We start from the raw sequence: 23,333 nt of genomic DNA on the forward strand, positions 1-23,333 counted from the left end.
CTCTCTCGTTCGAAGCAAAAGGCGCTTCTTGGTCGAGAGCTCCAATGTCCTGCGATGCTGAGCGAGTCGCTTACACTTTTTATTTAATCCAGCTTCAGCAGCTAGAATGGTCGGTGGCTTCGCGTCTTCCTACGAGGCAAAAAGCACCTCTACGTCAGAAGCTCCATCCCCTCCCATTCTGAACGAGCTACTTACGCTTTTTATTTAATAACCAGGTTCGGTTTTTTATTTAAGCTATGGCGTCCGTCTACGAAGCGTACTGTGCCTGATTTTGCACGCATAACAAGAGATTGTGTTGTTCCGACGCTACCTTTAAATTGAACGCCGCGTAATAGTTCTCCGTCTGTTACACCTGTTGCTGCAAAGATTGCATCGTCGCCTTTTACTAAGTCTTCCATACGAAGGATGCGATTTATATCGTCAATGCCCATTTTTTTACAACGCGCTAATTCAGCTTCGTTTTGTGGTAAGAGCTTTCCATGAATTTCTCCACCTAAGCATTTTAATGCAACTGCAGCTAATACACCTTCAGGTGCTCCACCAGAACCGAATAGAATATCTACACCTGTACGGTCAAATGCTGTATTGATCGCTCCAGCTACATCTCCATCGTTGATTAATTTAATACGAGCACCAGCTTTACGAATTTCTTCGATAATTGCTTGATGACGTGGACGGTTTAAAACCGTTGCTACAACATCTTCAATATCTTTATTTTTCGCTTTCGCAACGGCACGTAAGTTGTCGATAATAGGTGCGTCGATATCAACCGCCCCAACTGCTTCTGGGCCAACCGCGATTTTATCCATGTACATGTCAGGAGCATGTAACAAATTACCATGATCTGCAATTGCAATAACAGCAAGTGCATTCCATCCGCCCGCTGCTACAATGTTTGTCCCTTCTAAAGGATCAACCGCAACGTCTACGCGTGGTCCATACCCTGTACCTAATTTCTCTCCGATATATAGCATTGGTGCTTCATCCATCTCACCTTCGCCAATTACAACTGTACCTTTCATCGGAACTGTATCAAATACATCACGCATAGCTGATGTCGCTGCACCGTCTGCTTCATCTTTTTTTCCGCGTCCCATCCAACGCGCTGATGATAATGCTGCAGCCTCTGTTACACGTACTAACTCCATAGATAAACTTCTTTCCACGATAATCCCTCTCCTTTAAGTCTGTATATTTCTGCCGTATTTTGTGAACCGTGTTTTTCTATAAAGTGATACTTCCGCCAATAGTGATTCTTCGCTCCCCATTAACGGAAGTATCACTTTAAGCGTTCTTCATTTCTTCAATTTCTTGCTTTGTCATTTGTTCTCGCCAAATGTTTGCACCAAGCCCTTTAAGCTTGTCTACTATATTTTCGTACCCTCGATCAATATGCTCAAGTCCCGTTACTTCTGTAATGCCATCTGCCATTAAACCAGCAATAACAAGGGATGCTCCAGCTCGTAAGTCACTCGCTTTCACCTTCGCACCTTGTAATAAAACAGGTCCAGTCACAATTGCCGAACGGCCTTCTACTTTAATTTGCGCGTTCATACGGCGCAGTTCATCAATATGCTTGAAACGTGCGCCGTAAATTGTATCAGTTACAACTCCTGTTCCATGCGCTTTTGTTAAAAGCGTTGTAAACGGCTGTTGTAAATCTGTTGGAAACCCTGGATATACCAGCGTTTTTACATCAACTACTTTTAACCTTCTATTGCCGTTCACTGTAATTTGGTCATCATTCGTTTCAACTTGAACACCAGCTTCTCTTAGCTTCGCAGTAACTGATTCTAAATGCTGAGGAATAACATTATCAACTGTTACTTCTCCTCCTGACGCTGCCCCTAAAACCATATACGTACCAGCTTCAATACGATCTGGAATGATAGTATGGTGACAACCGTGTAAAGAATCTACACCATCAATTCGGATTACATCTGTACCAGCGCCTTTAATGCGCGCGCCCATACTTGTTAACAATGTAGCTACATCAATAATCTCTGGTTCCTTCGCAGCATTTTCAATAACAGTTCTACCTTTCGCTCGTACAGCCGCTAGCATAATATTAATCGTCGCTCCTACACTAACAACATCTAAATAAATACGTGCTCCACGTAGTTCATCTGCTCTTAAATAAATGGCACCTTGTTCATTGGTAACATGTGCACCTAATGCTTCAAAACCTTTAATATGCTGATCAATCGGTCGCGGCCCTAAATGACATCCACCAGGAAGCCCAATAACAGCTTTTTTAAAACGGCCAAGCATTGCCCCCATTAAGTAATACGAGGCGCGCAATTTTTTCACTTTTCCATTTGGTAAAGGCATCGCAACCATGTTAGAAGGATCTACTACCATCTCTTCCTCCTGCCCATATGTTACTTTCCCTCCAATTTCCTCTAGTAAGTCTCCTAACATTTTCACATCCGAAATATTAGGAACGCCACCAATAGTTACTGGAGTATCCGCTAAAATCGTCGCTGGAATTAGTGCAACAGCACTGTTCTTTGCACCACTCACACGAATTGTTCCATTTAAAGCTCTTCCGCCTTCAATTAGCAATTTTTCCATATTGAGCTCCCTTCTTGTGAATGTATTTACCTTCTACTTCTTTATAAGAATAAGTAGAAGATTCCCCTTAAGAATCTCAATCACTCTTTCCACCCTAAAACTCAATAAGTAGAAAACCATCACCTGTAGCTCCCCTGTAGTACAAATAGGTGAAGATTAACTATTCATCGAATCAAATTCATCCATTCAGATACTTATCACATTTATTAATAGGACTATGCACATTATTTTCTATATTTACAGACTAAAAATTCACTTTATAAAATCTTTAGACTTGTTCACGCTTTCATTATACAACGAAAGGAAACCGTCTAAAAGACTAGACGGTTTCCAAAACGGAATTTTATTCTTACGCTTTACCGTTAGAACCGAACTCACGCATTTTACCAGCAACAGTTGCTTTGATAGCGTCGCGGCCAGGTCCAATAAATTTACGAGGATCATAAACTTCTTGGTCTTTGTTTAATACTTCACGAACAGCTTTTGTAAACTCAATTTGGTTCTCAGTGTTTACGTTGATTTTTGAAGTACCTAAAGAAATAGCTTTTACGATATCAGCAGTTGGGATACCAGTACCACCGTGTAATACTAAAGGTACGCCAGTGAAGTCACGAACTTGTTCCATTTCAGCGAATCCTAAGTTAGGCTCACCTTTGTAAGGACCATGTACAGAACCTAAAGCTGGAGCTAGGCAATCGATACCTGTTGCTTCAACAAGGTGCTTACACTCTGCAGGATCAGCGTAAATTACACCTTCAGCGATTACGTCGTCTTCTTGTCCGCCAACTGTTCCAAGCTCAGCTTCAACAGATACGTTACGAGCGTGTGCGTATTCTACTACTTTTTTAGTAGTTTCAACGTTTTCTTCGAATGGGTGGTGAGAAGCGTCGATCATTACAGATGTGAAACCTGCATCGATTGCTTCTTTACATTTTTCGAAGCTTGAACCGTGGTCAAGGTGAATCGCTACAGGAACAGTGATGTTCATTTCTTCGATTAAAGCTTTAACCATAGCTACAACTGTTTTGAAACCAGTCATATGACGAGCTGCACCCTCAGATACACCTAGGATTACAGGAGATTTTTCTTCTTCCGCAGCAGCTAAGATAGCTTGAGTCCACTCTAAGTTGTTCATGTTGAATTGACCAACTGCGTATTTTCCTTCTAGTGCTTTGTTTAGCATTTCTTTCATAGAAACTAAAGGCATGGTGAATCCTCCTAAAAAACGTTTTTTGTATCCGATAAGTTCTTATCGCTGGTAGTATGACCAGAATAAGGTAAAATATGTATATCTACATACCGGACTTTTTTCTACACTCAATAGGATAACAACTTGTACTCAAAAACTCAACTGTATTCACCTGCTCAATAGTCCATGTAAACGCTTTTTTCCATATTTTTTATAAAAAATTCATTTTTAAGCCTCTACAGCGAGCTCATTTCTCACCGCTTGACGAATTTCATCAATATCAAATGGTTTAGCGAAGTGCATTAAAGCTCCTAAATCTTTTGCTTCTTGGATCATATCAAGCTCTCCATAAGCGGTCATTAAAATTACTTTAATACTCTCATCAATTTCTTTTACATGCTTTAAAATCTCTATACCATCCATACCTGGAATTTTCATATCTAACACTACTAAATCTGGATTATCCTTTTTCACGATATCTAAAGCTTGAAATCCATTCGCTGCTTGGAACGTCTGATAACCTTCTTTTTGGAACACTTCATGTAATAACACACGAATGCCATATTGATCATCAACGATTAAAATTTTCCCTTCCATAACTCCCAACCTTTCTGTGTAAATACAAGATTTAAAGCTTCTTATATCTTATCGATTTATTTTCGCTATTCTTTGCCAAATTCCTTCCTATTCTTTCTTATTTTACCGTTTCCCATTTTGTTATGCCACCCTACGATTTCCCCTTTCTAAAAAAAATAAGCTATAATGGGAACCGGCTAACACGAAAGAAAGGAGCAACAACATGTTAAAAATTTTCTCAACTCAATTAAGTGGATATTTCTCTAGAATTTCTCAAAAAGAAGAAATGAGCTTAGAAGATAGCGCCCGTCTACTCGCTCAAGCATTAGTTGGCGATGGCTTTATTTACTTGCATGGTACAAACGAAATGGAGGGCATTATTTCAGAGGCGTTGTTCGGTGCTGAACCAATGAAACAAGCAAAACGTTTAATAGAAAACGGAGAGCTGGAAACAGTGACTTCAGCGGACCGTGTACTTCTTATTAGCCGCTTTTCAACTGACGAAGAAATTGTAAAAATCGCGAAAAATCTTCAAGAAGAAGGTCAATCTATCGTTGGAATCTCTGCTATTCAAGAAGGTACGGAATCACTGGAACAATATACAGATGTACATATTGATACAAAACTGTTAAAAGGTCTTATTCCAGACGATGAAGGTAACCGCTACGGATTCCCAAGTTTAATTGTAGCTTTATTTGCTTATCACGGATTGAAGTTTACAATTGATGAAATGTTAAATGAATATTAAAAAAAGCGCCCTATTTCAGGCGCTTTTTTTATTACTTGCTCTCTTTATTCGTAATAGATGCTCTTACGAAATCATGGAACAATGGTTGTGGACGGTTTGGACGAGATACAAGTTCTGGGTGGAACTGTGCCGCCACGAACCAAGGGTGGTCTTTTAACTCAATGATTTCAACTAGACGACCGTCTGGGCTTGTACCAGAGAATACAAATCCTGCTTTTTCCATATCCGGACGGAATTGATTGTTGAACTCATAACGATGACGATGACGCTCATATACAACCGGCTCATTGTAAGCATTGTAAGCATTTGTTTCTTCAGCAAGCTTACATGGGTATAGACCAAGACGAAGTGTACCACCTAAGTCTTCTACATCTTTTTGTTCTGGTAATAAGTCGATGATTGCATAAGGTGTGTCAGGATTAATTTCAGAAGAATTAGCTCCTTCTAATCCTAATACGTTACGTGCGAATTCGATTGATGCAAGTTGCATACCTAAGCAAATTCCTAAGAATGGAACCTTGTTTTCACGAGCATATTGAATTGCAACGATTTTACCTTCTACACCGCGATCGCCGAAGCCACCTGGTACAAGGATACCATCTGTATCACCAACTAATTCTTTTACGTTTTCTGCTGTTACGTGCTCAGCATTTACCCATTTCACTTCTACATCTGTGTCGAATGAGTAGCCCGCATGACGAAGTGCTTCTACAACAGAAATGTATGCATCTTGAAGCTCTACGTATTTACCAACAAGAGCAATTTTTGTTTTCTTAGAAAGGTTGCGTACTTTATTAACTAGCGCAGTCCACTCTGTCATATCTGCAGCTGGATTGTCTAATTTTAAGTGATCGCAAACGATTTGGTCCATGTTTTGTTCTTGAAGAGATAATGGAACCGCATATAAAGTATCTGCATCGCGTGCTTCGATAACTGCTTTTGTATCGATGTCACAGAATAATGCAAGCTTGTCTTTCATATCTTGAGAAACAGGTAGTTCTGTACGAACAACGATAATGTTTGGTTGAATACCTAAGCTGCGAAGCTCTTTAACGCTATGTTGCGTTGGTTTTGTTTTCATTTCACCCGCTGCTTTTAAGTACGGGATTAACGTACAGTGAATGTACATTACGTTGTCACGACCGATGTCGCTCTTAATTTGACGGATTGCTTCTAGGAATGGTAGAGACTCGATATCACCAACAGTTCCACCGATTTCTGTAATAACAACGTCCGCGTTTGTTTCGCGACCAGAACGATATACACGTTCTTTAATTTCGTTAGTAATGTGAGGAATAACTTGAACTGTTCCTCCTAAATATTCACCACGACGCTCTTTTTGAAGAACTGAAGAGTAAATTTTACCTGTTGTTACGTTGCTGTATTTATTTAAGTTGATGTCGATAAAACGCTCATAGTGACCAAGGTCTAAGTCCGTTTCTGCACCATCATCTGTTACGAATACCTCACCGTGTTGGTATGGGCTCATAGTCCCAGGGTCTACGTTAATGTATGGATCAAACTTTTGAATAGTTACGTTTAAACCACGATTTTTTAAAAGTCTTCCAAGAGATGCTGCTGTAATACCTTTTCCTAAAGACGATACTACACCGCCTGTTACAAAAATATACTTAGTCATGAAAATACTCCCTTCTACCTTGTTGTTATATAATCACCGTTGCAAAGCGCAACGTATGTAGATAACACTGTATCTATCTTATTGTTAGACTCTTTTTATTTTCTAAACAAAAAACAAAAAAGAAAATTGCTCCCCTCATCACATAAAGTAATAAGTAGGGAGCAATTTTCTTTTATATTTACACTTAAAAAGTATTATCGTCCTTTTTTAAAGAGCCCAAAAATGATTCTACATGGACGATAATGAAAAGTCAAGAACTACAATTCTTCCTCTTCTTCTTCTTCAGTTTCATCGTACTCAAGTTCTTCTTCAGCGAAGTCATCTTCATCTTCTTCTAAATCATCAAGATCATCATCTTCATCATCTGCGTCTTCGTCTTCAAGAACCTTGTCCAAATCTTCTACATCATCTTCATCTTCTTCTGCATTTCCGTCTGCATCGTCGAAGTCATCTTCATCTTCTTCGATGTAGTCGTCAAAACCGTCCTCTTCAACTTTACGTTTCTTCTTCGGTTTTGGCTGAGGTAAGATTTCTTCATCAATTTGCTCATATGGGTACCAGCTGCGTAGCCCCCAACGATTTTCTCCTAAATTAATGAAACGTCCATCGATGTTTAAATCTGTATAAAATTGTGCGAGTTTCGCATTAACTTGCTCTTGAGATAGTCCCAGCACTTGAGCGATTTCTTGAACCAACTCGTTGAATGTCGTTGCTTGTCTTTTATCCCCTAACACACTATGTACAACTTCAATCATGGAACATTCTTTTAGCTCTTCTGGTGAATATTGCTTAAAATCCACTTATGCGGCACTTCCTTTCTTCAAATATAACCTTATATATAACGGTCTGCTTAAAAAAATCCATACTATTCATTATAAACAAAAGTCGCACAAATATGCTACAAAAAAAACGTGAAACTTTTATATGGTGATAAAATTATAATTTATCCCTTCCTTATTCCGGAAGCATATGTGCCCCTTGCAACACATACCTAATTTGCATTTCTGTATATTCCTCGAGCGTATACAGTTTTTGTAAAGCCCAGCGTCTAAATCCCCACATCTGTCCTTGTATAAAAATATTATGTGCAAGAAGCTGTATTTCTTTTTTATTTAATATGAACGTTCCATTTTCCGTACATTGTTCTAAAATATTCTCAAACATCCCTACCATTTGAAACTCTTTCTCTAATACATATGGGAGTGATTCTTTCGGTAAAAAACGTACTTCTTGATACATGATTAATACTTCTTCTTGCAATTCGTCCATCACTTTAAAGTAATTCGTTATCGCTATCTTTAAACTTTCTATACTCCCCTTCTCTGTACACACTACTTCCTCTAAACGTTCTTTTACATGTTCATAAATACTATCACAAACTAAATATAATACATCATCTTTTGTGCGAATGTATTCATAAAGTGTTCCAATACTAAATCCAGCCGCTTTCGCAATTTCTCTCGTTGTTGTACGCGGGAATCCTTTTTGCTTAAAAAGTTGCACTGCACCTTTAATCATTTGTTCACGCCTTAACGCAACTAATTTTTCATCTTTCACTGACGCATGTACATTATGTTTAACCATCCCCTTCACCTCTCTCTATTATTTTTGGAAGGAAAAAGCGTAGGAAAATACCTACGCTTTTGTTCCTATTTCGTTAACATACGAGAAATTACAAGCCTTTGAATCTCTTGTGTTCCCTCATATATCTGTGTAATCTTTGCATCGCGCATATAACGCTCTACTGGATAATCTTTCGTATATCCATAACCACCAAATACTTGTACTGCTTCAGTCGTTACCTTCATCGCTGTATCACCTGCGAATACTTTTGACATCGCTGATTCTTTCCCGTACGGAAGCCCTTCAGACTCAAGCCAAGCCGCTTGATATGTTAAAAGACGTGCCGCCTCTACATCCGTTGCCATATCCGCAAGTTTAAAGCCAATCCCTTGTTGCGCCGCAATCGGCTTCCCAAACTGATGACGTTCTCTTGCATATTCTACGGAAGCATCTAAAGCTCCTTGTGCAATGCCGACCGCTTGCGCCGCAATACCGTTACGGCCGCCATCTAACGTTTGCATCGCAACTTTAAATCCTTGGCCCTCTTCTCCTAGTAAATTCTCTACAGGAATACGGCAGTCTTCAAACATAATTTCAGTCGTTGGCGAAGAGCGAATTCCTAACTTACTTTCCTTCTTCCCAACCGAAAATCCTGGCGTATCACTCTCCACAATAAATGCACTCGTGCCGCGCTGCTTTGACTCAGGATCTGTTAATGCAAAAACAACATAAATATCAGCAATGCCGCCATTTGTAATAAAGATTTTCGAACCATTTAAAATGTAATGGTCTCCATCTCGTTTTGCAGTCGTCTTCATTCCGCCAGCATCTGATCCAGAGCTCGGCTCCGTTAAACCATATGCACCAATTTTCTTTCCTTCAGCCATTGGGCGTAAAAACTTTTGTTTCTGCTCTTCTGTTCCAAATTTAAAAATCGGCCATCCAGCAAGTGAAGTATGCGCAGATAACGTTACGCCTGTAGAAGCACAGACGCGGGATAATTCTTCAACGGCAATTACATACGCCAAGTAATCGCTTCCAATCCCACCATACTCTTCAGGCCATGGAATACCTGTTAAACCAAGCTCTGCCATTTGGTCGAATAAAGCTCGATCAAATCTCTCTTCCTCATCACGCTCAGCTGCTGTCGGCGCTACTTCATTTCTCGCAAAATCCCGAACCATTTTTCTTATCATTTCATGTTCTTCTGATAATTTAAAATGCATTCCAGTCTCCCCCTTACCCTTTTTATAAAGCTCGACTAATTACAAGCTTTTGTATTTCACTCGTTCCTTCGTATATTTGCGTAATCTTTGCATCGCGGAAAAATCGCTCCACTGGATAATCTTTCGTATAACCGTAACCACCAAATACTTGCACTGCTTCAATCGCAACTTCAACAGCTGTCTTAGAAGCGAATAACTTCGCAATAGATGCTTCTTTACCGCATGGTAACCCTTGCGCTCTAAGCGATGCCGCTCTATATACGAGTAGTCGCGCTGCTTCTACACTTGTTGCCATATCTGCAAGTTTGAAGCCGATTCCTTGCTGCGCCGCAATTGGCTTTCCAAATTGCTCACGCTCTTTTGCATAATCAACTGCGCATTTGAGCGCTGCTTCCGCAATCCCTAATGCCTGTGCTCCGATTCCAATTCGTCCAACATCTAAGTTCGCCATTGCCACCTTAAATCCTTGCCCTTCTTCACCAAGTAAATTCTCAGCTGGCACTTTCATATCTTCGAACGTAAGTTGCACTGTACGAGAGCCAAGAAGCCCCATCTTATGCTCATCTTTTCCGATGATTAAACCTGGTGTATCTTTCTCTACAATAAATGCAGAAATACCACTTTTCCCTGCATCTGGATTTGTAGATGCGAAGACGATGTATGTACTTGCTTCACCACCATTTGTAATAAATACTTTCGATCCATTAATGATGTAGTGGTCGCCTTTCTTTACAGCACGTGACTTCAAACTCCCTGCATCTGATCCGGCATTTGGCTCTGTTAAGGCGAAGGCACCTAAATATTCACCAGTCGCAAGCTTAGAAACATATTTCTGCTTCTGCTCTTCTGTTCCAAAATATAAAATCGGGTTCGTTCCAACAGATGTATGTACAGCTAAAATAACACCGATTGTCGCACTCACTTTCGAAAGCTCTTCAATAGCTAAAATATAAGAAATAAAGTCCATTTCTGCACCACCATACTTCGCTGGTGCCGGAATACCCATTAAGCCAAGTTCACCCATTTTCTGTAAAACTTCTTTTGGGAATACCCCTTGTTCCATACTAGGAACAAAGGGCGCTATTTCCTTCTGTGCAAAATCTCGAACCATTTTCCTCATCATTTGTTGCTCTTCAGTAAAATGAAAATTCATGTACTTCGCCCCCATTTGCTATATATCTTTTTAACTATTTGGTAAGACCACTACTTTATTAATAAGGAGGGATTTACTCGTAAACGTAGAAGCCACGACCCGTTTTACGTCCTAACCATCCTGCATTTACATACTTACGTAATAATGGACATGGGCGATACTTACTATCTCCTAATCCTTCATGCAACACTTCCATAATGTATAAACACGTATCTAAACCGATAAAATCAGCTAATGTAAGAGGTCCCATCGGATGATTCATACCGAGTTTCATTACTTCATCAATCGCTTCTTTCGTCGCTACTCCTTCGTATAACGTATAAATCGCTTCGTTAATCATCGGTAATAAAATACGGTTAGATACAAACCCCGGGAAATCATTTACTTCAACTGGAACTTTCCCAATCTTTTTCGTAATATCCTCAATCGTTTCATATACCGCATCATCTGTTGCTAAACCGCGAATAATTTCAACGAGCTTCATAACTGGAACTGGATTCATGAAATGCATGCCGATTACTTTCTCCGGGCGTTTCGTTACCGCTGCAATTTCAGTAATTGGTAGAGATGATGTGTTCGTCGCTAAAATTGCGTGTTTTGGGGCGATTTCATCTAGATTCGCAAAAATTTTCTTTTTAATATCCATTTTTTCAACAGCTGCTTCAATAACAAGATCAGCTTCTTTTACACTATTTAAATCGAGTGTCCATGTAAGACGATTTAATGTAGCTTCTTTCTCTTCTTCCTTCATACGACCTTTTTCTACTTGACGAGCTAAATTTTTCGTAATAACAGCCAATCCTCGGTCTAACTGCTCTTGCTTTAAATCTTGTACTTTCACGTCATAGCCTGCCATTGCACACACTTGTGCGATACCTGAACCCATTTGTCCTGCACCAATTACAACTATTTTTTGTACGTCCATTCTTTCTTCCTCCTTTTTAATAAAGCAAATCATTAATGACTAAAGAACCCGTTCTCTTACAGCACCGTTTGATTAATGAACTTCAATCATAATTGCGTCGCCCTGACCACCACCGCTACAAATCGAAGCGATTCCAATGCCGCCGCCGCGTTGTTTTAAAGCATGAATAAGAGTAACGATAATACGTGCTCCGCTCGCGCCAATTGGATGTCCCATCGCTACAGCGCCGCCGTTTACATTCAATTTCTCCGGGTCAATCCCAGCAATTTCTGTACTCGCAATTGCTACCGCTGCAAATGCTTCATTGATCTCAAATAAATCGATTTCTTCAATTGTCTTACCTGTCTTTTTCAGCAATTCGTTAATTGCATAACCTGGCGTTCTTGGGAAATCCTTCGATTCTACCGCGATTGCCGTATGCGCTAAAATTGTCGCTAATGGCTTTCTTCCTTCTTGCTTCGCTCTGTCCTCGCTCATTAATACAAGTGCAGCACCGCCATCATTCAATCCTGGAGCATTACCAGCTGTTACTGTTGCCGTCTTATCAAATACTGGTTTTAATTTCGCTAATTTTTCAATCGTTGTATCTTCACGTGGCGCTTCATCCTTAGCAACGACAATAGGATCGCCTTTTCTTTGCGGAATTGTTACTGGTACAATCTCCTCTTCAAAACGACCTTCCTTATGCGCTGACACCGCACGTTGATGGCTACGATATGCCCATTCATCTTGTGCTTCGCGAGAGATTCCGTCTTCTTTTGCAACTTCTCCGCCATAAACACCCATGTGTATACCTGAAAATGCGCATGTTAAACCATCCGCAACGTTTAAATCGATAATTTCGTTGTGACCCATTCTGTATCCCCATCTTGCTCCTCGTAAAATGTAAGGACTGTTACTCATCGATTCCATTCCACCAGCTACAATAAGCGATTGGTCACCAGTACGAATAATTTGATCTGCTAAAGTAACCGCGCGAAGCCCTGATGCACAAACTTTATTCACTGTTTCCGTCTGCACTTTCCAAGGGATTCCAGCTGCTCTCGCTGCTTGGCGTGATGGAATTTGCCCTTGCCCTCCTTGGATAACTGTTCCGAATATAACTTCTTCAACATCGCTAGCGGAAACATCTGCTCTTTCAAGCGCTGCCTTAATTGCGATTCCTCCAAGTTCTGTTGCTTTTACGTCTTTTAAAGTTCCTCCAAATTTTCCAACCGGTGTTCTTGCAGCACTTAAAATAACTGTTTTACTCATGTCCATTTCCCCCATTTCATTTGTTAGCGCTGAGCGCTCGTTCGGTATTCTTACGTTGAGAAGAGGTGCAATTATTGCACCTCTCTCTAAAGTTGTATGCATTCCTACAAACTACATTGCTTCTTTCTTCTGTCCAATAACAGAGCGTTCTAAAATCTCTGTTACATCAAGAGTTTGAACTTGCTCTTCCACTTCTTTTGCTTTCGTACCATCACTAATCATCGTTAAGCAATACGGACATCCTGTACCGATAATTGATGGTTTAGCAGCTAGCGCTTGTTCTGTACGAGCAACGTTAATACGAGAGCCTGTCGTTTCTTCCATCCACATTAACCCCCCACCTGCACCACAGCACATTCCCGTTTCACGATTACGTGCCATTTCCACAAGGTTAACGCCTGGAATTGCTTTTAAAATATCACGCGGTGCTTCGTATACTTCGTTGTATCTTCCTAAGTAACAGGAATCATGGTACGTAACTGTTTCTTCAATAGGGTGAACAGGTTTTAAGCGCCCTTCTTTCACCCACTGAGCTAACAATTCTGTATGATGATAGACTTCTGCTTGCAAGCCAAAGTCCGGATACTCATTTTTAAAGGTGTTATAAGCATGAGGGTCAATCGTAACGATTTTCTTCACTCCTGCTTTTTCAAATTCTTCAATATTTTTTGTCGCCATCTCTTGGAATACGAATTCATTTCCGAGGCGGCGTGGTGTATCTCCAGAGTTCTTTTCTTTATTACCAAGAATCGCGAATGAGATGCCTGCCTCGTTCATTAACTTCGCAAACGATATCGCAATTTTCTGACTGCGATTATCATATGATCCCATCGAACCAACCCAGAATAAATATTCGAATTCCTCACCAGCTTTTGATTTCTCCTTCACAGTTGGAACGGTCACCTCATCATCACCTTGGCGCCATGTTTCACGCTCTTTACGATTTAGACCCCATGGATTTCCTTGACGTTCAATGTTTGTCATTGCACGTTGCGCTTCTGCATCCATTTTTCCTTCTGTTAAAACGAGATAGCGGCGTAAGTCAATAATCTTGTCAACATGCTCATTCATAACTGGGCACTGGTCCTCACAGTTACGGCACGTTGTACATGCCCAAATCTCTTCTTCTGTAATAACGTCTCCGATTAAACTTGGATCGTAAGCTAACGCTGTAGCCGCTGATTCTTGTTGTCCTTTTCCAGCTGCCATCATCGCCAACTGATTGCCTTGTGTATTATTAAAAGCAACAACTGGAACCCACGGTGCCTTTGATGTTACCGCTGCCCCTTTATCAGTTAAATGATCACGAAGTTTTAAAATTAAATCCATCGGTGATAACATTTTTCCTGTTCCTGTTGCCGGACACATATTTGTACAACGGCCACACTCTACACAAGCATATAAATCAACGAGCTGATTTTGTCTAAAGTCTTCAATTTTACCAACACCGAACGTTTCTTGTGTTTCATCTTCAAAATCGATTTTTTCAAGTTTCCCTGGATTTGAAAGACGTCCAAAAAATACGTTGACTGGTCCAGCAATTAAATGCGCATGTTTTGATTGCGGTACATAAACTAAAAACGTTAACAAAATTAGTAAATGCACCCACCAAGAGAAATAAAATACTGAAATGGCTACGGTTTCATTTACTCCTGAGAAAACGTAAGCGATTACAGAAGCGATTGGTTCACTCCATGAAAATTCCTCGCCGTGCCATATAATTCCCATCCCGTTACCAAGTAGCACTGAAAGCATTAAACCACCGATAAAAATAAGGACAAGGCCTGATTTGAAATTACGTTTTAAACGAACAAGCTTTTCAACATAACGTCTATGAAAAGCCCAAAAGACTGCAATTAAAATAACGAGTGTGACAATTTCCTGGAAGAATGTAAATGCAGGGTATAGTGGTCCAAGTGGAAGATGTGATCCTGGTGCGAGTCCTTTCCAAACGAAGTCGATTGCTCCAAATTGGACAAGAATAAATCCGTAAAAGAACATAACGTGAATGATACCGCTCTTTTTATCTTTCAACAGCTTTTTCTGACCGAAAACATTGACCTTAAGAAGATCCCAACGCTCTTTAAAACGACGGTCAAATTCTATCTTTTTTCCTAATTGTATGTAGGCCATCCTCGTTCGTATAAGATATACAAACAAATATCCCGCATAAGCAATAACAGCAATGGCAGCCAGCCAATTAATAATTAGTAAGCTATTCATTTTTATGCTACCCCTCTCTTTGTAAGCCCTCTTTCTTTTTAGAATCTTCGAAAATATATAATTTTCTGAATTATATCCCCTACCACCATTATATAATGAGTGAGCATTCAGTCAACAGTTTTTTGTTATACAACAACACATTTTTTAATAAAGCTGTTTATTTCGGTGAAACTATAAAGTGAAAATTTAATTTGTAACAAACTGAAGGTGAAAAGAATGCGAAGGAGGGAATTTACTCATGTTCTTCTTATCTCTCTTGTTAATAGGCGCCACTCTTTGGATTACAATTGACCTTTCATACGGGAGAATTCTTCATTTAAAGCGTATACGTTCTCGTTCATTCCCTTTGCGTCAAAGTGATTTTCACCTTTATACATATGGAAAAGATTTGTATGATGCTCTATTTACTGATATTAAACAAGCCAAACACCATGTGCACGTTTTATTTTTTATTGTAAAAAACGATGAAATAAGTCGTAAGTTTTTAAAGTTACTTATCGATAAAGCACAAGAGGGGGTTGAAGTAAGACTTTTACTCGACCGGTTTGGAAGTCATTCTTTATCAAAAGAGGCGATGTACTCCCTACAAAAACATGGTGTCTCTTTTTCATTTTGTCACAAAGTGAAATTTCCTTTTCTTTTCTTTTCTGCAAACCAAAGAAATCATAGAAAAATTACAATTATTGACGGGAAGATTGGTTATATTGGTGGATTTAATATCGGCGAGGAATATTTAGGGCACAATCAAAAGCTAGGGTTATGGCGGGATTATCATTTACGTCTTACAGGAGAAGGGATACAAGATTTGCAAAAACAGTTTTTACATGACTGGTTTGATGATACGAACCAAAATTTATTAGATTCATCTCTTTATTTTCCAGAACAACAACGTGGCACTATTCTACATCGCTTTATTCCGACTGATGGTGCCTATTTACAAAATACATTTTTACATTTAATCGAAAGTGCAAAAGAAGAGCTCTTTATCGGTACACCGTATTTCATTCCCGGTAAAGAAATTATGAACGCTTTATTAAAAGCACGGAAACGTGGGGTTCAAATAACGATTCTCGTTCCACAAAAGGCTGATCACGCCCTCGTTCGAGAAGCAAAGTTTCCATATTGCCGAAAGTTAATACAAGCCGGTTGTAATATTTACGCATTTCAACAAGGATTTTTTCATGCCAAGATTATTATAGTAGACGATTGTATTTGTGATATCGGAACCGCTAATGTTGATATGAGAAGTTTATATGTTAACCATGAGATCAACTGCCTTTTATATGATAAACATTTCATACAAGAAGTAAAAAACAAATTCGAGGAAGATTTGAAAAGCTCCTCCTTGCTCTCCTTTGAAGATGTTAGCCCTCTCTCTATTATTGATCGGGGAAAAGAGTGGATAGGAACGATACTCGCTTTCTTCTTATAGGAAAATTTCAAGAGCTAAAGAGGTGCATCACATATGATAATGCGATTTGGATATGTCTCACATGCTATGGCATTGTGGGACTGTTCTCCTGCCAAAACAATGACATTTACAAGCTGGAAAAAACTCAAAAAACAAGAGCGTGAGGATAAATTATATAATGTTACACTACGAAATCTAGAACATACAATACGTATCCTTCATTACAATATTGCACATGAAATTCCATTATATCGTTTATCATCTTCTATCGTTCCGCTTGCAACACATCCCGAAGTCGAATTTAATTATCTTCAAGCATTTGCACCGCTTTGGCGTAAAATAGGGGCATTAATTCAGGAACACAATTTGCGCGTAAGTTTCCATCCAAATCAATTTACGCTATTTACAAGCGACAAACCACATATTACAACTAATGCAATTACAGATATGATCTATCATTATAACGTATTAGACGCTATAGGAATTGCAGATTCCTCCTACATTAATATTCATGTAGGCGGCGCGTATGGAAATAAGGAAAGTGCAATTGGACGTTTTCATGAAAACATAAAAAAACTTCCTTCACATATAAAAAAACAAATGACTCTTGAAAATGATGATAAAACGTATACCACTTCTGAAACTTTGGCTATTTGTCAAAAAGAAACCATCCCTTTCGTATTCGATTATCATCATCACATAGCAAATCTTTGTGGTGAACCGCTAGAAGAGTTACTTCCTGCGATTTTTGAAACTTGGTCACATACAAACGTCCCTCCTAAAGTTCATATCTCTTCTCCTAAATCAAAAAAAGAATTTAGGGCCCACGCAGATTATATTGATTTAGAGTTTATTAAACCCTTTTTACACATTGCAAAAAAAATTGATCATAATTTCGATATTATGATTGAAAGCAAACAAAAAGATTTAGCACTTCTTCAATTAATAGATGAAATCTCTTCTATAAGGGGAATAAAAAGAAAAAACGGCGCAACGTTACAATGGTAAATTGTAACATTGCGCTATTTTTTTCAAAAAAAGTAATTTTCACAATGAAAAACATTCCATTTTATATGCTATTATTTAAATTAGCATTTTCAACCTGTGATTCAACTTTATTGAAACGGAGTCATAATATGATTAATCAAAAAAAATATGTACAATTTGTCATGATGTATATTATTATATTTTCTCTTTGGATATTCCTTATCCCTAGGGACTTAAATATAAAAGAAATTGGAATTCTATTCTTATTTTGTTTTGCAGCAATCTTTTCTTGCTATTGTTTATATAAAGCAATTAAGAAGATGAAAAGCGGTGATAAACTATTTTGGGTTTTATTACTATGTACTTGCCTATGTGGACTAACAATGGAAATAACTTTATTTCTTCATTCACTTTCCATTTATGATCAAGGCATATTCTCATATAAAGCACTACCTTTTTTCATCATACAATATATTTTGCTCTTTTCTGGCTTTGCTATAAAGTTCATAAAACATTACTCCATTAGAGGTATTGCTCAATTTTCATTCGATAGCGTCTTTATCGTTATTATGAATATTTATTTTACCTTAACCTTTATTTTAGATATTTCAAGCTTTCGTACGTTAACGAAGGATACGTGGGTTTTGATTGGGTATTTTATTGCACAATCATTAGTAATTTACGCCGTTATTAGCCTATATAGAAGAGAACGGTATTCTTCTAGTAGAATCTCATTAATTATTGGCTTCACTATCATACTTTTTTACGGATATATACACCTATTTCAGTTAAACTTAGGAATGGAAACTTCTTCTGAAGTCTCTTATTTAATACATACTGCCTCGATTTTATTAATTGGTTTATCATCCATACTGTACATTTTGGATAAACCAATGAAACATGAAACTAAAACAAAATATTATCGATTCGATTATGTACGCTTTATACTACCTTATTTTAGTATAATCATTACTTTTTCCTTTATTGTCATTCAGCCTTGGGATGATAAGTTCATGTTAATTGGTCTCATATTATCACTCATCTTATTATTCCTACGACAACTTTACATGTGGAAAGACAATCAAGTATTAATCGATACATACGAACAGTTGACTACACAACTAGAAGGCAAAGTTGAAGAAGGTGCATCGGCACTATCAAAAAGTGAACAACGTTATAAATCTTTATTCGAAGATCATCCTGATGCCGTTTTTTCTTTAAATATGAACGGGATTTTTCAACAATCTAATAAGGCTTGCGAAAGTTTATTTACAGCCTACTATTGTGAAGTAACAAGCTATTCTCTTCTACACTTCATTGATTCGCAAGATCATAAATTATTGAAGAAATCTTTACAAATTACAAAAGAAGGTAGACCACAAACCCTAGAAGTTCGTACAAAAGAAAAAGAGGGCTATTATTATTACCTGCACATTACACTTATCCCTACTTTTATAAATAAAGAAGTTGTTGGGATGTTTGGTATAGCACGTGATATTACAACTTTATATGAAAAACAAAAACAAGTAGAACATTTGGCTTTCCATGATGCACTTACAGGACTACCGAATCGTCGAAAATTCGAAAAAGATTTAAAAATGATTTTAAATACAGCTCAAAATAACACAAATGACGTTGCGGTCATGTTCCTTGACTTAGACCGATTTAAAAAAATTAACGATCGACTCGGCCATGATGTCGGAGATTTATTATTAATTGAAGTAGCAAAAAGATTACGTGGATGTTTGCGTTCAAAAGATATAGTTGCTCGTCAAGGCGGAGATGAATTTACAATTCTATTACCAGATATGTACTCTGAAAAAAGCGCTACTTTTATAGCCGAACAAATTTTAACTATCTTAAATAAGCCCTTCTTCATTAAAGATGAAGAGCTTTCTATTACACCAAGTATCGGAATTGCAATGTATCCGGAATACGGAACCGATGTAACCGAATTAATGAAAAATGCAGATATGGCTATGTATCGAGCAAAAGCGAATGGAAAAAACAGATTTGTTTTCTTCTCAGAGGAAATGAGTATTGCGCAAAACGAAATACACTTCCTAGAAGGTGAACTTTCAAAAGCACTGCAACAAAATGAATTTTTCCTTGAATATCAGCCACAAGTAAACACAAAAACAAAACAAATTATCGGTTTTGAGGCATTAATTCGTTGGAAACATCCGAAACTTGGAGTTGTATCACCTGCCCAATTCATCCCTCTCGCGGAGGAAACAGGATTTATTATTGAACTTGGTAATTGGATTTTACGCACTGCCTGCTTAGAAGCAAAGAAGTGGCATAACCAAGGATTTTCTCACTTAAAGGTTGGTGTAAATTTATCTGTTGTTCAATTTAACCGTGCAGATTTAATCCCGACTATTTCAAAAGTCTTGGAAGAAACAGAACTAAAACCGGAAGCACTAGATATTGAAATTACGGAAAGTATCGCGATTAATCAAAATCATTCTGTAATTGCTAAACTAGAACAACTTCAAAATCTCGGTATTCAAATTTCAATTGATGACTTTGGGACTGGTTATAGTTCTTTAGCTTATTTAACCAAATATCCAATCAATACATTAAAAATTGCTCGAGAATTTATTTGTGGAATTACAAATAGCCCGTTAGAAGAAGCGATTATCGCTTCCATTATTACACTATCAAAAGAATTAAATTTAGAGGTTATTGCGGAAGGGGTAGAAACAGATGAACAATGGAAGTTTTTACACGAGCAAAACTGTGACCACATTCAAGGATTCTTCTTTAGCAAACCTGTTTCTAGTAAAGATGTGTGGATGTTACTCCATGAAAAAACAACCGTCTAAGTCAGACGGTTGTTTTTTTAATGTTCAAACGGTAAATCTGAAGCTAACTGTACTTGCTCTTGTTGATTTGTCTGCGCTTGCTCTTGACTTACCCCAAATACAACACCTGCCAGCATTGTAACTACTACTAAACTACAAGCAAGAAACTTCTTCATATTTATCACCCTATGTTTTCTTTTTTTGTAAATATACCATAAAAACACGCTTACAAAATATGCAAATATGCATATTCCGACTAAATTTAATTTAAATATTTCTTTTTCTTTAATAAAGTTTCTTTATATGAATGTAAATCTAATAAATCAAAAAAGAAAGACGCTTTTTCATAAACTTCTTTAATATCATTTGATGAATAATCTAATTTCTCCAGGCACTCACCCTGTTGGTAATATAATTGTCCAATTAACTCCATACTTCCCATATGGCAAGAAGCCTCAATCGCTTCATTTACTTGATACAATGCCTCTTCAAACCGATCACTCAAATATAAAGCTTTGGCATAATTATATCGAACTTTAACTGTAAATGCTTCATCATTATGTAGTGATTCTAATTGTTCTAAAATAGTCCGAAATGATGTTATTGCCCTATCCAATTGATTATTTTCCGCATAAATACTTGCAATAGAATTTTCAATATACAAGTTTTGAAATACATCTACCCCTCCATATGATTGGTGTACAATTTTTTTTAACTCTAAAATACAATATTCAAAATCAATTTTTTGCAAAACATATGCTGATAAGTAATAGTACCAAAGAAGGAACTGATTAAATTCTGGATGGAACTTTTCTTTCTTAAGTTCATTTGAAATGATTTTATAAATTTCAGCATATTGTTTCTTCTTACTCAATACTTGAATCTTATCTTTAAACTGCTTCTTTCTTTCAATATCAGAATAAACGAGTACCTCATAAAAATGAATAATGGGAACTTGTAACTTCGCCGCAATCCCTTGCAATATATCCATACTTGGGTATACCGCGCCCGATTCAATTCGGCTCACTTCCGATTGATGACATACATTATCAGATAGTTGTTTCTGTGTTAATCCTCTCATAACCCTAATTTTTTTGATTTCGCTTCCTAATTTTTCTGCGTGCATACTTACTCACCATCCCATTATAACAATCTAATTTTTTTAAGTTGTCATACCACTACAATAATGTGCATTCGACAATTTTTGATATGAAATAATGCATAATATATATAAAATTCGGCAAATTTCTCATACAATTCATCTCACATACAATAGATTAGGAGTGTTATAGATGAATTATAGAAAACTTGCTAGTGCGTTCGTTACATTCGGTCTTCTTTGTCCTTTATCAACAGAAGCTATTCACGCTCAAGAATTAGATACAAATGAAGTAAAAGTTGAAATTGCTCAGCCTGGTTTAACAATCGGGAAATTAACAAAACCTCAAAATGATACGAAAGAGAATATTGCTAAAAAGTATTTAAAAGGTGAGGTAAACGGGGCTAAAGCTCAACAAGAGCAAGTCACTACTGAAAAAAACGTAGATTTTCAACCTACAGATAAAGAAACAAAAGAAAATCAAACCGAAGTACGCCTTGCACAAACTTACAAAAACTATAAAGTATATGGTCAAGATCTCATTGTAAAAGTAGATAAAAATGGAGTAATTACAACTGTTAGTGGTAAAGTTGTCCAAAATTTAGACCAACAACCTAATCTTACTATAACAAATTTTTTGTCGAAAAATGAAGTAAAATCTACATTACGTAATACACTTCAAATTCCAAGCGATGCAACAGAAACTGAATTCTCTAATGAAACCGTTGTTTATAAGAAAAAAGATGGCCATTATACGTTTGCAACTATCCTTACATTTACTTATGAAAACAGTAACCAAGTGATAAATGGAAATGCCATCATCGATTTAAAAACAGGTAAAGTACTTTTCCAAGAAAAGTTCATTAAAAATAAAGAAAATAAAACTATTAATCAAGTAACACCACCTAGCCTTTCCCTAGCTAAAGAGCAAGGAACTGGAAAAAATGCTCTACAAGAAAATGTATTATTTAATATTGCAAAGGGCTCTGACGGAAAATTTTATTTAGCTGATCTATCCCGCGGAAGTGGTATTTATATTTATAACGCAAACTATGCTGATTCCCTCGGCGGAGATAGCCAAGTTGGCTATCCAGGAACGCTCATTTCAAGTAATACTCCTAATTTTGCAGATAAAGAAGCAGCTGGTGTTATGAAAAACATGAGCTATATTTACGACTATTTCAAGAAAGAACATAATCTAAAAAGTTACGATAATAAAGACTCAAAAGTTGTTGCTAGCGTCCACGGATTTGATTCTACAGAAGTTAGTGATGGCATAAAAGAAAACTATGTAAATGCATTTTGGCATCCGGCTTGGAATCAAATGGTCTTTGGTGACGGCCTAAACGGAAAATTAACCTCTGCTCTTGACGTGACTGCACATGAATTTGGACATGCTGTATTTAGTGGTACAACAAAAAATAAAATTGTGAGATATCCAAGTGCTGAAACATCTGCACTAAATGAAGGCCTGGCAGATTTCTGGGGTACACAAATAGAATATTACGTAAAGAAAGATAAAGGAAATTGGATTATGGGCGATACGTTGAGTGGCCTAACAATTCGTGACATCCCAAGGGAAATTGGTGACGGTGGCAACAAACTATATACAAACTTACAAGATTTCTATAATGACGGAAATAATCAAGAATCTCACGTAAATTCCGGAATCATTAGCCATGTATTATATCAATTAGCTGAAGGTAAAACGTATAACGGTATATTTGTTCAAAAACAAGGAAATGAAAAAGTAAGCAAAGTTGTTATGCGTGCATTGCAAAACTACGCAACTTCAGCGGAAGATTTTGAATCACTTCAATCTCACATTGTACAGGCTGCAAAAGATTTATATGGTAATACGACATCAACAGAATTCGAAAAGGCTTTCCAAGCACATGGATATAAGGCTCTAGCAAAAATTAATAAAGTAGTAGAAGTACAACAAGGAAAATAAGAAAA

19 protein-coding genes are annotated in these 23,333 nt (G+C 37.5%); 5 read left to right on the top strand and 14 right to left on the bottom strand.

Features of this window, described 5'->3' with window-relative positions:
• Nucleotides 1–200 precede the first annotated feature (200 nt).
• The 4 genes from glpX to spo0F form a co-directional block, all read right to left on the bottom strand.
• A complete protein-coding gene (gene glpX, locus ACTFQM_RS21310) occupies nucleotides 201–1,166 on the bottom strand; it encodes a class II fructose-bisphosphatase (RefSeq protein ID WP_025147040.1) in 966 nt (321 codons plus the stop codon).
• A gap of 118 nt (nucleotides 1,167–1,284) precedes the next feature.
• On the bottom strand, nucleotides 1,285–2,574 hold the full coding sequence (gene murA, locus ACTFQM_RS21315; RefSeq protein WP_002174370.1) for a UDP-N-acetylglucosamine 1-carboxyvinyltransferase: 1,290 nt from the start codon (nucleotides 2,572–2,574) through the stop codon (nucleotides 1,285–1,287).
• A 349-nt stretch (nucleotides 2,575–2,923) separates the two neighbouring features.
• Nucleotides 2,924–3,781 (bottom strand): class II fructose-bisphosphate aldolase, encoded by an 858-nt coding sequence (locus tag ACTFQM_RS21320; protein ID WP_001131852.1) that lies wholly within the window; start codon nucleotides 3,779–3,781, stop codon nucleotides 2,924–2,926.
• Nucleotides 3,782–3,991: 210 nt separating this feature from the next.
• On the bottom strand, nucleotides 3,992–4,360 hold the full coding sequence (spo0F, locus tag ACTFQM_RS21325; RefSeq protein ID WP_000398594.1) for a sporulation initiation phosphotransferase Spo0F: 369 nt from the start codon (nucleotides 4,358–4,360) through the stop codon (nucleotides 3,992–3,994).
• Between the two features lie 202 nt (nucleotides 4,361–4,562).
• On the opposite strand from spo0F, the gene ACTFQM_RS21330 reads away from it, so the two are divergent.
• On the top strand, nucleotides 4,563–5,087 hold the full coding sequence (locus ACTFQM_RS21330; RefSeq protein ID WP_440036156.1) for a DUF2529 domain-containing protein: 525 nt from the start codon (nucleotides 4,563–4,565) through the stop codon (nucleotides 5,085–5,087).
• Between the two features lie 31 nt (nucleotides 5,088–5,118).
• Here the strand turns inward: ACTFQM_RS21330 and pyrG are convergent, their stop codons facing one another.
• The 8 genes from pyrG to ACTFQM_RS21370 all read right to left on the bottom strand — a co-directional run bounded on the left by pyrG (nucleotide 5,119) and on the right by ACTFQM_RS21370 (nucleotide 15,070).
• On the bottom strand, nucleotides 5,119–6,726 hold the full coding sequence (gene pyrG / locus ACTFQM_RS21335; protein ID WP_002174373.1) for a CTP synthase: 1,608 nt from the start codon (nucleotides 6,724–6,726) through the stop codon (nucleotides 5,119–5,121).
• 257 nt (nucleotides 6,727–6,983) lie between these two features.
• Complete coding sequence (rpoE, locus tag ACTFQM_RS21340) at nucleotides 6,984–7,526, bottom strand: DNA-directed RNA polymerase subunit delta (RefSeq protein ID WP_071717966.1); 543 nt, start codon at nucleotides 7,524–7,526, stop codon at nucleotides 6,984–6,986.
• 154 nt (nucleotides 7,527–7,680) lie between these two features.
• Nucleotides 7,681–8,310, bottom strand: a complete 630-nt coding sequence (locus tag ACTFQM_RS21345; protein WP_002174375.1) for a TetR/AcrR family transcriptional regulator — start codon at nucleotides 8,308–8,310, stop codon at nucleotides 7,681–7,683.
• Between the two features lie 65 nt (nucleotides 8,311–8,375).
• Nucleotides 8,376–9,515, bottom strand: a complete 1,140-nt coding sequence (acdA, locus tag ACTFQM_RS21350) for an acyl-CoA dehydrogenase AcdA (protein ID WP_002174376.1) — start codon at nucleotides 9,513–9,515, stop codon at nucleotides 8,376–8,378.
• Between the two features lie 22 nt (nucleotides 9,516–9,537).
• On the bottom strand, nucleotides 9,538–10,668 hold the full coding sequence (locus ACTFQM_RS21355; RefSeq protein ID WP_440036158.1) for an acyl-CoA dehydrogenase: 1,131 nt from the start codon (nucleotides 10,666–10,668) through the stop codon (nucleotides 9,538–9,540).
• Between the two features lie 73 nt (nucleotides 10,669–10,741).
• Nucleotides 10,742–11,593, bottom strand: a complete 852-nt coding sequence (locus tag ACTFQM_RS21360) for a 3-hydroxybutyryl-CoA dehydrogenase (protein WP_440036159.1) — start codon at nucleotides 11,591–11,593, stop codon at nucleotides 10,742–10,744.
• A 72-nt stretch (nucleotides 11,594–11,665) separates the two neighbouring features.
• On the bottom strand, nucleotides 11,666–12,949 hold the full coding sequence (locus ACTFQM_RS21365; RefSeq protein ID WP_440036161.1) for an acetyl-CoA C-acetyltransferase: 1,284 nt from the start codon (nucleotides 12,947–12,949) through the stop codon (nucleotides 11,666–11,668).
• Nucleotides 12,950–12,958: 9 nt separating this feature from the next.
• Nucleotides 12,959–15,070, bottom strand: coding sequence for a heterodisulfide reductase-related iron-sulfur binding cluster (locus tag ACTFQM_RS21370; RefSeq protein ID WP_002174381.1), 2,112 nt, complete (start codon nucleotides 15,068–15,070; stop codon nucleotides 12,959–12,961).
• A 238-nt stretch (nucleotides 15,071–15,308) separates the two neighbouring features.
• Here ACTFQM_RS21370 and cls point away from each other — a divergent pair, with 238 nt between their 5' ends.
• The 3 genes from cls to ACTFQM_RS21385 all read left to right on the top strand — a co-directional run bounded on the left by cls (nucleotide 15,309) and on the right by ACTFQM_RS21385 (nucleotide 20,296).
• The gene (gene cls / locus ACTFQM_RS21375) at nucleotides 15,309–16,502 is read left to right on the top strand and encodes a cardiolipin synthase (protein ID WP_440036164.1); all 1,194 of its coding nucleotides are present in this window, start codon (nucleotides 15,309–15,311) and stop codon (nucleotides 16,500–16,502) included.
• 33 nt (nucleotides 16,503–16,535) lie between these two features.
• Entirely contained in the window at nucleotides 16,536–17,489 is a 954-nt protein-coding gene (uvsE, locus tag ACTFQM_RS21380) for a UV DNA damage repair endonuclease UvsE (RefSeq protein WP_440036165.1), read from the top strand.
• A gap of 128 nt (nucleotides 17,490–17,617) precedes the next feature.
• Entirely contained in the window at nucleotides 17,618–20,296 is a 2,679-nt protein-coding gene (locus ACTFQM_RS21385) for a DUF4084 domain-containing protein (protein ID WP_440036166.1), read from the top strand.
• A 17-nt stretch (nucleotides 20,297–20,313) separates the two neighbouring features.
• Here the strand turns inward: ACTFQM_RS21385 and ACTFQM_RS21390 are convergent, their stop codons facing one another.
• On the bottom strand, nucleotides 20,314–20,451 hold the full coding sequence (locus ACTFQM_RS21390; protein ID WP_002174385.1) for a quorum-sensing peptide PapR: 138 nt from the start codon (nucleotides 20,449–20,451) through the stop codon (nucleotides 20,314–20,316).
• An 86-nt stretch (nucleotides 20,452–20,537) separates the two neighbouring features.
• Nucleotides 20,538–21,401 (bottom strand): helix-turn-helix domain-containing protein, encoded by an 864-nt coding sequence (locus tag ACTFQM_RS21395; RefSeq protein WP_002174386.1) that lies wholly within the window; start codon nucleotides 21,399–21,401, stop codon nucleotides 20,538–20,540.
• Nucleotides 21,402–21,567: 166 nt separating this feature from the next.
• Here ACTFQM_RS21395 and ACTFQM_RS21400 point away from each other — a divergent pair, with 166 nt between their 5' ends.
• The gene (locus ACTFQM_RS21400) at nucleotides 21,568–23,328 is read left to right on the top strand and encodes a M4 family metallopeptidase (protein ID WP_440036169.1); all 1,761 of its coding nucleotides are present in this window, start codon (nucleotides 21,568–21,570) and stop codon (nucleotides 23,326–23,328) included.
• Nucleotides 23,329–23,333 lie beyond the last annotated feature (5 nt).

Source organism: Bacillus cereus group sp. MYBK30-2, assembly GCF_051915945.1.
GTDB lineage: Bacteria > Bacillota > Bacilli > Bacillales > Bacillaceae_G > Bacillus_A > Bacillus_A paramycoides.

Excerpts from the sequence above, each read along its gene's own strand:
- murA (WP_002174370.1), bottom strand. The coding sequence starts at position 2,574 with ATGGAAAAATTGCTAATTGAAGGCGGAAGAGCTTTAAATGGAACAATT.
- ACTFQM_RS21320 (WP_001131852.1), bottom strand. The coding sequence starts at position 3,781 with ATGCCTTTAGTTTCTATGAAAGAAATGCTAAACAAAGCACTAGAAGGA.
- spo0F (WP_000398594.1), bottom strand. The coding sequence starts at position 4,360 with ATGGAAGGGAAAATTTTAATCGTTGATGATCAATATGGCATTCGTGTG.
- ACTFQM_RS21330 (WP_440036156.1), top strand. The coding sequence starts at position 4,563 with ATGTTAAAAATTTTCTCAACTCAATTAAGTGGATATTTCTCTAGAATT.
- pyrG (WP_002174373.1), bottom strand. The coding sequence starts at position 6,726 with ATGACTAAGTATATTTTTGTAACAGGCGGTGTAGTATCGTCTTTAGGA.
- ACTFQM_RS21345 (WP_002174375.1), bottom strand. The coding sequence starts at position 8,310 with ATGGTTAAACATAATGTACATGCGTCAGTGAAAGATGAAAAATTAGTT.
- acdA (WP_002174376.1), bottom strand. The coding sequence starts at position 9,515 with ATGCATTTTAAATTATCAGAAGAACATGAAATGATAAGAAAAATGGTT.
- ACTFQM_RS21355 (WP_440036158.1), bottom strand. The coding sequence starts at position 10,668 with ATGAATTTTCATTTTACTGAAGAGCAACAAATGATGAGGAAAATGGTT.
- ACTFQM_RS21360 (WP_440036159.1), bottom strand. The coding sequence starts at position 11,593 with ATGGACGTACAAAAAATAGTTGTAATTGGTGCAGGACAAATGGGTTCA.
- ACTFQM_RS21365 (WP_440036161.1), bottom strand. The coding sequence starts at position 12,949 with ATGCATACAACTTTAGAGAGAGGTGCAATAATTGCACCTCTTCTCAAC.
- ACTFQM_RS21370 (WP_002174381.1), bottom strand. The coding sequence starts at position 15,070 with ATGAATAGCTTACTAATTATTAATTGGCTGGCTGCCATTGCTGTTATT.
- cls (WP_440036164.1), top strand. The coding sequence starts at position 15,309 with ATGTTCTTCTTATCTCTCTTGTTAATAGGCGCCACTCTTTGGATTACA.
- uvsE (WP_440036165.1), top strand. The coding sequence starts at position 16,536 with ATGATAATGCGATTTGGATATGTCTCACATGCTATGGCATTGTGGGAC.
- ACTFQM_RS21385 (WP_440036166.1), top strand. The coding sequence starts at position 17,618 with ATGATTAATCAAAAAAAATATGTACAATTTGTCATGATGTATATTATT.
- ACTFQM_RS21390 (WP_002174385.1), bottom strand. The coding sequence starts at position 20,451 with ATGAAGAAGTTTCTTGCTTGTAGTTTAGTAGTAGTTACAATGCTGGCA.
- ACTFQM_RS21395 (WP_002174386.1), bottom strand. The coding sequence starts at position 21,401 with ATGCACGCAGAAAAATTAGGAAGCGAAATCAAAAAAATTAGGGTTATG.
- ACTFQM_RS21400 (WP_440036169.1), top strand. The coding sequence starts at position 21,568 with ATGAATTATAGAAAACTTGCTAGTGCGTTCGTTACATTCGGTCTTCTT.